The sequence below is a fragment of the Streptomyces sp. NPDC014006 genome (assembly GCF_043088925.1).
Taxonomy (GTDB): domain Bacteria; phylum Actinomycetota; class Actinomycetes; order Streptomycetales; family Streptomycetaceae; genus Streptomyces.
Map to the genome: position 1 here is coordinate 137468 of NZ_JBICAJ010000010.1, position 11139 is coordinate 148606.

An 11139-nucleotide genomic window follows, 5' to 3' on the forward strand; every position below is an offset into this window, starting at 1 on the left:
CACCAGTTGACCGCGCACGCTATACGCCGCCACTGACAACGCCGGGCTGATGCGCTGCCGCTTCGGGGGTGCGGCAGTGGCGTCCCGGGCCGGCACGGCACAATCCCAGGGTGAAACTCACCGCGCGGCACCTCGCCTTGGCGACCCTGGACCGTCAGTTCCTGCTCGAACGCCGGTCCCTCGACGTCGTCGAGGCGGTCCGCCGGGTCTGCGCTCTCCAGGCGCAGGCACCGGCGTCGCCGTACCTGGCCCTGTGGAACCGCGTGCGGGACTTCGCGCCCGAAGACCTCGACGCCGCGTTCGCGGACCGCCGGATCGTGAAGGCGACCCTGATGCGGATCACGCTGCACGCCGTGCACGCCGAGGACTACGCGCCCTTCCGCGCGGCCATGCTGGGCACGCTGCGGTCGGCCCGGCTGTACGACCGCCGTTTCACCACGACGGGGCTGACCCCCGCCGACGCCGACGCGCTGCTGCCCGAGCTCGCCCGCTTCCTGGCGCACCCCCGCACCGGCGCAGAGGTGCGGGAGGAGGTCACCGCACGGTTCGGCGAGCACGCGCACCGCGTGTGGTGGGCGCTGCGCACCTTCGCGCCGGTACACCACGCGCCGACCGGTGGTCCCTGGTCGTTCATGCAGCGCAACGCCTACCGCGCGGCCCCGGCCGCTTTCGCCCCCGGGCCGCAGGAGGCTGCCGCGGGCGTGCGGCTGCTGCTGCTCGCCTACCTACGGGCGTTCGGCCCCGCATCGGCGGGGGACTTCGCCCGCTTCACCCTGCTCACCCGCGCGGTGATCACGCAGGCGGTGCACGAGCTCGATGACCAGCTCGTCCGCCTGGCGGGCCCGGGCCGCGCCCCCCTGTTCGACGTGGCGGACGCCGCCCCCGTACCGGCCGAGGACACCCCGGCGCCGCCACGACTGCTGCCGATGTGGGACAGCGTGCTGCTGGCCCACGCCGGCCCCGGACGGCTCGTCCCCGAGGAGTACCGGCCGCTGATCGCCCGGCGCAACGGCGACACCCTCCCGTGCCTGCTCGTCGACGGGCAGGTCGCCGGAGTATGGCGTACACATGGCGACGGGGTGGAGCTGACCGCCTTCCACCGGCTGAGCCGGACCGCCTGGCGCGGTCTGACCGAGGAGGCGGAGAAGCTGTCCGCACTGCTCGCGCCGCGCGATCCCGCGGTCTACCGGTACTACGGTCACTGGTGGGAGAAAGGCTTCCCCGGCGTCGAGACCCGCACGGTCAGGGCGTAGCGCCGGAACTTCGAGGCGCGGCCCGTCGGCACACAGCGGTTCCGCTGTGACGTATCAGCGAGGTGAGATCTGCTTCCACTCTTGGTCCCTCTCCCACACGACATCGCGCAGCCCCGCTCGCGCAGCCCCGCTCGCGCAGCCCCGCTCGCGCAGGCCCGCGGAGCAGCCGTCGCTCCACAGCCGCCAGGACGGCGCCGTCGGGGGAGCGGACGAGAGCAAGCGCCGGTGACAACGCACTCCCCGCGTGTTAGCAAGAGACATGCCTCGCAACCCCCGGATCTCCCGAGACGTCTACGACGTCGTCATCGTCGGCGGTGGCCACAACGGTCTGGTCGCCGCCGCCTATCTGGCCCGCGCCGGGCGCTCCGTGCTCCTGCTGGAGCGGCTCGGCACCACGGGCGGCGCGGCGGTGTCGACCCGCGCCTTCGCCGGGGTCGACGCGCGGCTGTCGCGCTACTCCTACCTCGTGTCCCTGCTCCCCGCGAAGATCGTCAGCGAGCTCGGGCTGCGCTTCCAGGTGCGCAAGCGGTCCATCTCGTCGTACACCCCGGCCGTCCGTGACGGGCGGGCCACCGGCCTGCTGGTCGGCGGCGGCGAGGAGCGGACCCGGGCCGCCTTCCGGGAGTTCACCGGCTCCGACGCCGAGTACACCGCCTGGCGGGACTTCTACGGCATGACCGCGCGAGTCGCGCAGCGCGTGTTCCCCACCCTCACCGAGCCGCTGCCCACTCGGAAGGAGCTGCGGGCCCGCATCGGCGACGACGCGGCCTGGCGGATGCTGTTCGAGGAGCCCCTCGGTATGGCCATCGAGGACCGCTTCCAGGACGACGTGGTGCGCGGCGTCGTCCTCACCGACGGGCTCATCGGCACGTTCGCCGACGCGCATGATCCCGGGCTGGCCCAGAACGTCTGCTTCCTCTACCACGTCATCGGCGGCGGGACCGGCGACTGGGACGTGCCGGTCGGCGGCATGGGCGCTCTCACCGGAGAGCTGGCCCGGGTGGCCCGGGAAGCCGGAGCCGAGCTCGTCACCGGCCACGAGGTCGTCCGGATCGAGCCCGACGAGCGGCTCAGCTCGGTCACGTACGACGACGGGTCCGGCGAGGCCACCGTCGGCACCCACAAGGTCCTGGTGAACGCCTCGCCCGAGGCCCTGGCCGCGATGCTCGGCGACACCGTCGCCGAACCCGCCGAAGGGGCCCAGCTCAAGGTCAACATGCTGCTGCGCCGCCTGCCCCGGTTGCGGGACACCGCCGTCGATCCGAAGGAGGCGTTCGCCGGTACCTTCCACATCTCCGAGAGCTACGACCAGCTGGCGCGCGCCTACCGGGAGGCCGCCGCAGGCCGGCTGCCGTCCGCGCCGCCGTCGGAGATCTACTGCCACTCGCTGACCGATCCGACCATCCTCGGCCCCGAACTGGCCGAGCAAGGCCACCACACCCTGACGATGTTCGGGCTGCACGTCCCGGCGAGGCTGTTCGTCGAGGACAACGAGGGCGCCCGCGACGCTCTCACCAAGGCGGCCCTGGCCGAGCTGGACTCGGTGCTCGACGAGCCCATCGCCGACTGCCTCGCGCTCGACGAGGAGGGCCGCCCCTGCGTCGAGGCCAAAACACCGCTCGACCTGGAGGGGGAGCTGCGGCTGCCCGGCGGCAACATCTTCCACCGCTCGCTGGCCTTCCCGCACGCGACCGAGGAGACGGGACGCTGGGGCGTGGAGACCGCCTACCCCAACGTCCTGCTGTGCGGCGCCGGAGCCGTGCGCGGAGGCGGTGTGAGCGGCATCCCCGGCCACAACGCCGCGATGGCCGTCCTCGGCGAATGAGACGGCGGCGCTGAACCGGTCCGATGCGGGTACTCGCGCGCGCACCGGGCGGTGCCACGGCACCGTCCGGCGGCAGACGAAGCGAGAGACGGGAGGTGATCGTCGTGCCGAGTACGCAACCCCCTACCGGCCCCGGGCCGCACACATCGGGTGGTGAGCCGGTGGCCGAGCTGGTGCAGCGGGCCTCGCAGCAGCTGACCGAGCTGGTACGCGGCGAGCTGCGCCTGGCGCAGGCGGAAATGAAGGAGAAGGGCAAGCGGTACGGCAAGGGCGGTGGGCTGTTCGGCGGAGCCGGCCTCGTCGGGTTCCTGATGCTGCAGGCCCTGGTGGCCACCGCGATCGCCGCCTTGGCGGTGCCGCTGCCGGTGTGGGCCGCAGCCCTCATTGTCACCGCCTGCCTGGGGGTGATCGCCGCGGTGATGGCGCTCACCGGGAAGAAGCAGGTCGACCGGGCCGCACCCCCGACGCCACAGCAGACCATCGAGAACGTCAAGGCCGATGTGGCCGAGATCAAGGAGAGTGCCCACCGATGACCCAGCCCCCGCACGACGAGCCGACCGCCGCCGGCCCCGAGGAACTGCACGAACAGGTGGAGCAGACCCGCCGGCAGCTCGGGGAGACCGTGGAGGCACTGGCGGCCAAGACGGACGTCAAGGCCCGCGCCCAGGAGAAGGCCGCCGAGGTCAAGGAGCAGACCGCCGCGAAGGCCGGCGAGCTGAAGGAGCAGGCGACGCTCAAGGCCGAACAGGTGAAGGAGCAGGCGGCACTCAAGGCCGAAGAGGTGAAACAGCAGGCGGCGCTCAAGGCCGGCGAGGTGAAGGCCAAAGCCGCCGAGGCGGCCGCCCGGGTGCAGGACAAGCTGCCCGACCCCGTCAAGGACAAGGCCGCCCAGGCCGCCGACCAGGCTCGCGGTACAGCGGCCCGGGCCGGTCGGCTGTGGCAGGACAAGGCGCCCGAGCCGGTGCGGGCCGGAACGGCCCGAGGCGGGCAGCTCGTCCGGGACAACCGCGGGCTGCTGCTGGCGGCCGCCGCGGCGACCGGGATCTGGCTGCTGTGCCGCCGGAAGCGGTGAGCGGCGGCGGTCGACCGCGCCGGTCCGCCCTCGCCGCTCCGACCGGCACCTGCCCCGGCTGACACCCACGTTTGACAACGGAGGGCCGGCTGCACCCGTGCAGCCGGCCCTCCGGCCTGATCGTCGTACGGCGTCGTCACCACCACCGTCAACGTCGCCGCACGCCGTCCTCACAGCAGCCGGCGCACGAGCAGGCGGGGACTGCGCCGGACGAGCCACGCGCCGGCCAGACCGATCAGCGAGCCGGCCGCGACGTCGCTGGGATAGTGCGCGCCGGACTGTACGCGTTCGAGCGCCACCGCGACGGCCGGTACGGCGCACAGCAGGCCCGCGACCGGCCAGGTGGGTGCCACGGCAGCGCAGAAGGCGACCGCGGCCGCGGTGTGCCCGGAAGGGAAGGACGAGGAGTCGGGCCGGTCGTCGACCTCGTCATGGGGAAACCACTCCCGCGGCGGGCGAGGACGATCGGCCACCTGCTTGCACAGCCCGTTCGACACGAGCTGTGCCACCACCACAGCCCCCAGCCCGGCAGCGGCCGCCCTCCGGCCACGCCGGCCCCCGACCGAGGCCATCACCACGCCGGCTCCGCACCACAGCTTGGTGCTCTCCGCGATCTCCTCGACTCCCGACAGCACCTTGCCCAGCGGCGGCGGAACGCGCCAGGCCGCCTGCCGCGTCAACTCACCATCGACTCGATGCAAGCCTCGTAGCGTGTCCATGGACAGCAGGTATCCCACAGCCGGGCAGGGTAAGCAGCCTGTCTGCCCCCTGGTCGTCGCGCCGGCCTCAGCCGGAGGTGAGGGAGCGGACGTCCACCGTCCGCAGTGACGTGTCGGCCACGGTGCGCTCCAGACGCAGCCGGGCCGAGCGCCCACGCATCGTCAGCGTCATGAGCTGGTTCCCGAACCACGGCCCGCCCTTCTTGCGCCACCTCACCGGCGGCCGGGAGCACCGGCCATGGCGCTCGAGGACCCGCCCCAGAAGACGCGCCGGCGCACTCCACCCGAAGCGGAATCCGAGCCGCATCGACAGGGGAACGGAGTTGTGCACCGGGGAGCAGGTGAGCTGGACGACGGGGAGGGCGGGCCCGTCGGACCGCCACGAGGCCTGCGCGACGTAAGCGTGGTGCACGTCCCCGGACAGCACGCACACCGTGGCGGGCGCGTCGGGCCGGGAGCCGACCTCGGCGATCAGGTCGGCGAGGTCGGCGAACGAGCGGGGGAAGGCGGCCCAGTGCTCCAAGTCGGCCGCCCGGCGCAGGCGTTCACCGAAGCGGGCCCAGCGCTGTCCGCGCTCCCCGGAGCACAGCGCCGCGTCCCAGGCCTCGGCGTCGTGCACGAGATGCGGCAGCAGCCAGGGCAGCGAGGTGCCGATCAGCAGATGGTCGTACGCTCCCACGTCGGCCAGCACCTGCTCGCGCAGCCAGTCGGCCGTACCCGGGTCCAGCATGGCGCGGCGGTCCTCCTGGAGAACCCGCGCCGCCCGGGAGTCCACCATCGCCACCCGGACCCGTCCGACGTCGCGCCGGTAACTGAAGCGAACCGAGGCCGGGTCCACATCCGCCTTCTCGGCGAGGGCACGCACCGCGTCCGTGCCTTCCGGCGTGGCGCGCACGGCGGCATACGTGGCGTCGTCGGCCAGCTCGGCGGGGGAGAGGTTGCCCAGGTGCTGGTGCACCCAGTAGGACATCAGGCCGCTCAGCAGCCGTTGCTGCCACCAGTTCGTGGTGCGCATGTCGGCGAGCCACGCGGCGGAGGTGTTCCAGTCGTCGACGATGTCGTGATCGTCGAAGATCATGAAGCTGGGTACGGTGGACAGCAGCCAGCGGATCTCCGGATCGAGCCAGGATTCGTGGTAGAGGCGGCAGTACTCCTCGTAGTCCGCCACCTGACTGCCCGGCGGCTCCTGGAGGTCGCGGCGGGTGGCCAGCCAGCTCCGCGTCGCCTCGCTGGTCTCGTCGGCGTACACCTGGTCCCCGAGCAGAAGCAGGACGTCGGGGCGTTGCGCGTCGGGGTCGGACGCCAGCCGCCCGGCCAGCGAGTCGAGGGCGTCGGCGCCGACGGGGTCCTTGCCGTCGGCCGGGGGAGCGGCCCAGCGGCACGATCCGAAGGTGATCCGCACGGGGTCGTCGGGGGCACGCACCCGGATGACGGAGGCCGGGAAACCGGAGTCGGGCAGCGGCCACACCGGGGTGCCGTCCAGAAACACCTCGTACGACGGTGCCGTACCCGCTTCGAGACCGGTCACCGTGACGAGCGCGTAGTGATGCCCGGCGACCTGGAAGGTCGGTGCCGTGCCGCCCGCGCCGTTCGAACAGCGCACCTCCGCGACGCACGGGCGGCTCGTCTCCACCCACACCGTCGCGCACGAGCTGTCGGCGTACCTCAGCAGCGGCCCCAGACACAGTTCGACCACGGCGACGGACCTCCTGTGTCGCACCCTGCGGTTGAAACAACGACCGTTGAACCGTACAGGGCGCCGCGGCGGACGGTCCCTTCACCGGTGGCTCTACTGCCCGTTCTCTTCCGTCGAATGCTTGTTCTCGCGTTCGGCGTCCTCGGACGGCTGCTTCTTCCCGGCCTCGGCCTGTTCCTCTTCGAGGTGCTTGCGCACCTCCTCCGGCTTGTCGCCCACCTGGTCCATGACCCGCTCCGATCCTGTGTCCGATCACCCAAGTCCGGCCGCGGCGACGTCACGGCAGCACGGTCGCCTCGGCGAGCATGTCCATCACCGCGGGCAGTCCACCGCGCGCCCACGCCATACGCTGCCGGTCCGCTCCCGTCCCCTGCTGCAGCAGACGGTGGACGAGTGCGGTGACCTGGCGTGCGTCACCCGCTTCCGTCAGCGCCGGCTCGACATGCTCCAGGAGCTGGTACACCACGTCACCGGCGCGACAGCGCCTGCCCTCGGGGTCGATCAGTTCCTGGCTCAGCCCGTGCCGCGCGGCCTGCCACATCGCCGCCTTCAGCAGCTCGGCGTGCGGCGTCGGCGCCGTGCGGCCTTCCGAGGCCTCGCGCATGGCCGTCAGGGCGAGGCCGCGCACCAGGCCGGCGAAGAGCACGGCGTCGTCCGTGCGCGGCTGGACGTCCACGCAGCGGATCTCGACCGTGGGGTAGCGCTCGCACAGCCTGCCCTGCCAGTACAACTGCCCGCGGTCCGCGATCACACCGGTGGCGAGCAGGCGCTGGGCCCGCAGATCGTAGTCCGCGTCGTCCGCGAAGTACGGCGGGATGCCGCTGACCGGCCACCGGTCGAAGACGATGGTGCGCCAACTGGCGAATCCGGTGTCGTCACCGTCCCACAACGGCGAGTTCGCTCCCATGGCGGTCAGTGTCGGGAGCCACGGCCGCATACGGTTCAGCACCTCTACGCCCATCTGCCGACTCGGCACGGCCACATGCACGTGCATGCCGTTGACCATCTGCTCGGCCACGAGCTGCGGCGCCTGGCGCAGCATGGCCTTGTAGCGGGCCTTGTCCGTGACCTGCACGGGAGCGTCGTGCACCATCGGGGAGGTGCCGCTGGCGAGGATGCGGCAGCCGAACCTCTCGGCCGCCTCCACCACGGCGTGCCGCAGCCGCAGCAGGTGCCCGCCGGCCTCCTCCAGCGAGTGACAGACCGGAGTGGCGATCTCGACCTGTGCCTGGAGAAGTTCGAGCTGGATCTCGCCGGCGGCCACGAACTGCTCGAGACCGGCCGCCGCCCGTACTTTCTCGCCGTACGCACTCAGCCGTCCCGTGGCCGCGTCGACCAGGAAGTACTCCTCTTCCACACCGACGGTTGTCATCAGCCGTACCCCAACCGCCCGGCACCGCCTCGCGGCAGTGCGATGTCCCGGTCCCCGACACCGATCGTTCCTGATACGTGCCGACCGCGTGGGGCCGTGGCTGAAGAGTGCCTTGCCCTCGTCGTCCCAAACGTGGCGCCCCGTCCGAAACGGACCATCACGTCACAGAATGGGTGACTGCAATCCGGCTGCCGCGTCGCGCGCGACCGGGATGTGCAGCCGGCGTGCGACCGTGGTGAGGGCCTGTCCCAGAGGGAGGGCGACGCGGGTGACGGCGTGCGGGTCGCCGCGGGTGGGGTCGCGGTTGACGATCAGTACGGGTTTGCCGGCCTGGGCGGCCTGGCGGACGAAACGCAGCCCTGACATCACGGTGAGTGAGGAGCCCAGGACAAGCAGTGAGGCCGCCTCGTCGACCAGCGTGCGGCAGTGCTCGACCCGCCGGGGCGGGACGTTCTCGCCGAAGAACACCACGTCGGGCTTGAGGATGCCGCCGCAGACCGTGCAGGGCACCACCTGGAAGTCCCCGACCTGGGCATCGGTGAGGTCGGCGTCACCGTCGGGGTTGATGCCGGCGGCCACCGGCGCGAACCCCGGATTGGCCTCCTCCAGCCGCCGGGCGAGTTCACGGCGCGGGCTGAAGGCGCCGCAGGACAGGCAGACGACGCGCTCCAGGCTGCCGTGGAGTTCGACGACGCCGTCGCTGCCGGCGGCCTGGTGCAGTCCGTCGACGTTCTGCGTGATCACGCCGGACAGCAGGCCGTGCCGTGCGAACGCGGCGACGGCCCGGTGCCCGGCGTTGGGGCGGGCACGGCCGAAGGTGCGCCATCCGAGGTGGCTGCGCGCCCAGTACCGGCGCCGGGCGTGAGCACTGGCGGTGAAGTCCTGGTAGGTCATCGGCGTGTGCCGGCTCAGGCTGCCGCCTTCGCCCCGGTAGTCGGGGATGCCCGACTCGGTGGAGATGCCCGCCCCGCTGAGCACCAGCACGCCGCCGGAGCCCAGCGCCTCGGCGACCGGCTGGAGATCGGTGGTGCCTGGCGGCAGGTCATGGGGCGGGGTCCAGCTCAGTGTCGGGCGCATGCGCATGCCGCAAGGGTACGGAAACCGGCCGTCTTCGGTGCTTCTCGCCGATCCGGTCCCTCGGCACCGCATCGAGCGGGCGCGGTACTCGACGAGGGCATCCACCGGCGCGCCCCGCCCCCACGGCGAGCGGCCGCGCGCCTTGGTCAGCGCGCGGGAGGCCTCGGCCGCAGCGCCCGGAACACCGCCCAGGCGACCGAGATGAAGGGCACCGCCACGACCGCGCCGATCACGCCCGCCACGGTGCCGCCCGCGAGGACCGACACGGCCACGACGAGTGGGTGCAGGCGGACCGCCCAGCTCATCACCAGGGGATGCAGGACGTGCCCTTCCAACTGCCCGACGATCACGATGAGCGCCAGCACGACCAGCGCGATGACCGGGCCCCGCCCGGCCAGCGCCACCACCGTCGCCACGCCCAGCGCGAACGGCGAGCCGACCAGTGGCACGAAGGCGGCGAAGAACTCCAGCAGCGCGAGCGGCAACGCCAGGGGCACCTCCAGGACCAGCAGGGCGATCCCGACGAGTACGGCGTTGGTGGAGGCCACGATGATGATGCCCCGCGTGTACCCGGCGAACGCCCGCCAGGCCGCCCGGCCCGCCCGGTCCCACGCCGATCGCGCGCGGCCCGGCACCACCTCGTCGCGCGACCAGGTCCACAGCCGTTCGCCGGAGTGGAGGAAGAAGACCGAGGCGAAGAGCGCGAGCGCGCCCCCGGTGACGAGCTCCACGGCGCGGCTGATGCCACTGAGGGCACTGCTGAGAAGCCCCGCCCGGTGTGTGGACAGGTAGTGGACGATCTCGTCCTGAAAGTCGGACAGTTTGCTGTGACTCAGCCGGAACGGAGGGCGCTGCAGCCACACTTCGATCCGGTGCACGCCGTCGCGGAACTCGTCGGCCAGTTTCGAGGACTCGTTCACCACCGCGTCCCCCACCAGGGCGAGCAGTCCGAGCAGCACGACGATGCTGCCGACCAGCACGAGGGCCACGGCCAGTGGGCGGGGCAGCAAGCGGTCGAGCAGGTCGGTGGCCGGACGCAGCACCGATGTGATGACCAGGGCGAGGAACAGGGCCACGGCGATGATCTGGAACCGGCCCAGAACGGCGAAGACGCCGTAGACGACGATGCCGACGAGGATCAGCCGCCAGGCGTGGGCGGCGGCGGCCCGCAGCCAGGGACCGGTGTGGTCGGCCGCCGGAGCGGTTGCGCCGACCGGGCGGCGTCGCGCCGGGACCCGCACGGAGTGCGCGGGGCGGCTGCCCAGCAGCACACGGCCGCCCGCGCGCCCCTCGCCGGCCGTCCCGCGACCCGATTCCGCCACCACGCCGCATGCCTCTCGTTCACCGCGAGCCCGGTCACCTGCAGAGCACCGTATGCACGATCGGGGCGGGGAGCGGACCGCAACGCCGTGCGAGGCACCCGCTCGGTGGGGCACTCGGGGTGCCGCGGACCGTGGCCGCGCACGGTGTCCGCAGCCGCACAGGCCGCGGAAGCAAGGCCGGAATCCGGTCCGTACGGCTGACCGGGTTTGTGGGCGTGGTCCGGGGGCAAGCCGAAACTCCATGAGTCAAGCGAACAAGGGAACGGATCAGAAGTCCGACACCACGAAGCCGGCGTCCGCCACCCGGTCGCGTGGCACCGCCGGCAAGGAGTCCGCGTCGGCGGCCTCCGGCGGCCTGAAGAGGGCGCAGGCCAAAGCCGCTGACGGAGTGTCGACCGCGAGGACCGGGGCGGGACGGGCCGCGGACGAGGCGACCGGCGCCGTGAACGCGGCGGCCCGGGGCCTCGACGCGGGCCGACGTGCGGCGATCACCGCCTCCGGACAGGTGGGCGCGGCGGCGAGGACCGCATGGACGGTCATCGCCCGGCGCAAGCTCGTCGCGGTGGGGGTCGGCGCCGGTGCGACGGCGCTCAGCGCGGCGTCCTACGCCCTGGGCCGCCGCTCGTCACGAGGCCCGCAGGGGCCGCTCACCCGCCTCACGGGCGGCCGCATCTGACGGGTCGGGCAGAGGGGCGCGGCGGCGGGACCCCCCCCCGCCCCGGCCCCTCCACCCCCCCCGAACACGTCCCACCCTCGTCCACATAAACCCCCCCACAGGGCCGTGGCCCCGGCAGCGGGGGGCG

At 72.7% G+C, this 11139-nt stretch carries 11 protein-coding genes; 5 read left to right on the forward strand and 6 right to left on the reverse strand.

From position 1 onward, the window contains the following. Positions 1-110 precede the first annotated feature (110 nt). From ACF1GV_RS30290 to ACF1GV_RS30305, 4 genes are all read left to right on the forward strand, one after another. The gene (locus ACF1GV_RS30290; protein WP_391686779.1) at positions 111-1253 is read left to right on the forward strand and encodes a winged helix DNA-binding domain-containing protein; all 1143 of its coding nucleotides are present in this window, start codon (positions 111-113) and stop codon (positions 1251-1253) included. A 259-nt stretch (positions 1254-1512) separates the two neighbouring features. Then, complete coding sequence (locus tag ACF1GV_RS30295) at positions 1513-3078, forward strand: phytoene desaturase family protein (RefSeq protein WP_391686781.1); 1566 nt, start codon at positions 1513-1515, stop codon at positions 3076-3078. A 161-nt stretch (positions 3079-3239) separates the two neighbouring features. Further along, the gene (locus tag ACF1GV_RS30300) at positions 3240-3611 is read left to right on the forward strand and encodes a phage holin family protein (protein ID WP_361624062.1); all 372 of its coding nucleotides are present in this window, start codon (positions 3240-3242) and stop codon (positions 3609-3611) included. Further along, entirely contained in the window at positions 3608-4150 is a 543-nt protein-coding gene (locus ACF1GV_RS30305; RefSeq protein ID WP_391686784.1) for a DUF3618 domain-containing protein, read from the forward strand. The genes ACF1GV_RS30300 and ACF1GV_RS30305 overlap by 4 nt, the downstream gene beginning before the upstream one ends. Positions 4151-4320: 170 nt before the next feature. Here ACF1GV_RS30305 and ACF1GV_RS30310 read toward each other — a convergent pair whose 3' ends face one another. From ACF1GV_RS30310 to ACF1GV_RS30335, 6 genes are all read right to left on the reverse strand, one after another. After that, entirely contained in the window at positions 4321-4887 is a 567-nt protein-coding gene (locus tag ACF1GV_RS30310) for a phosphatase PAP2 family protein (RefSeq protein WP_391686787.1), read from the reverse strand. Positions 4888-4936: 49 nt separating this feature from the next. After that, positions 4937-6565 (reverse strand): alkaline phosphatase D family protein, encoded by a 1629-nt coding sequence (locus tag ACF1GV_RS30315; RefSeq protein WP_391686790.1) that lies wholly within the window; start codon positions 6563-6565, stop codon positions 4937-4939. 93 nt (positions 6566-6658) lie between these two features. Next, positions 6659-6793 carry a hypothetical protein gene (locus ACF1GV_RS30320; RefSeq protein ID WP_363262883.1) on the reverse strand — a complete coding sequence of 45 codons (135 nt, stop codon included), beginning with the start codon at positions 6791-6793 and terminating at the stop codon, positions 6659-6661. 49 nt (positions 6794-6842) lie between these two features. Next, the gene (locus tag ACF1GV_RS30325) at positions 6843-7937 is read right to left on the reverse strand and encodes a glutamate--cysteine ligase (protein WP_391686793.1); all 1095 of its coding nucleotides are present in this window, start codon (positions 7935-7937) and stop codon (positions 6843-6845) included. Between the two features lie 162 nt (positions 7938-8099). Then, positions 8100-9020, reverse strand: coding sequence for an NAD-dependent protein deacetylase (locus tag ACF1GV_RS30330; protein WP_391686796.1), 921 nt, complete (start codon positions 9018-9020; stop codon positions 8100-8102). A 140-nt stretch (positions 9021-9160) separates the two neighbouring features. After that, complete coding sequence (locus ACF1GV_RS30335) at positions 9161-10336, reverse strand: AI-2E family transporter (RefSeq protein ID WP_391687302.1); 1176 nt, start codon at positions 10334-10336, stop codon at positions 9161-9163. Between the two features lie 241 nt (positions 10337-10577). Between ACF1GV_RS30335 and ACF1GV_RS30340 the strand changes: the two genes are divergently transcribed. Beyond that, complete coding sequence (locus tag ACF1GV_RS30340; protein ID WP_391686799.1) at positions 10578-11012, forward strand: hypothetical protein; 435 nt, start codon at positions 10578-10580, stop codon at positions 11010-11012. Positions 11013-11139: the final 127 nt, after the last annotated feature.

Excerpts from the sequence above, each read along its gene's own strand:
- ACF1GV_RS30325 (WP_391686793.1), bottom strand. The coding sequence starts at position 7,937 with ATGACAACCGTCGGTGTGGAAGAGGAGTACTTCCTGGTCGACGCGGCC.
- ACF1GV_RS30295 (WP_391686781.1), top strand. The coding sequence starts at position 1,513 with ATGCCTCGCAACCCCCGGATCTCCCGAGACGTCTACGACGTCGTCATC.
- ACF1GV_RS30330 (WP_391686796.1), bottom strand. The coding sequence starts at position 9,020 with ATGCGCATGCGCCCGACACTGAGCTGGACCCCGCCCCATGACCTGCCG.
- ACF1GV_RS30320 (WP_363262883.1), bottom strand. The coding sequence starts at position 6,793 with ATGGACCAGGTGGGCGACAAGCCGGAGGAGGTGCGCAAGCACCTCGAA.
- ACF1GV_RS30340 (WP_391686799.1), top strand. The coding sequence starts at position 10,578 with ATGAGTCAAGCGAACAAGGGAACGGATCAGAAGTCCGACACCACGAAG.
- ACF1GV_RS30305 (WP_391686784.1), top strand. The coding sequence starts at position 3,608 with ATGACCCAGCCCCCGCACGACGAGCCGACCGCCGCCGGCCCCGAGGAA.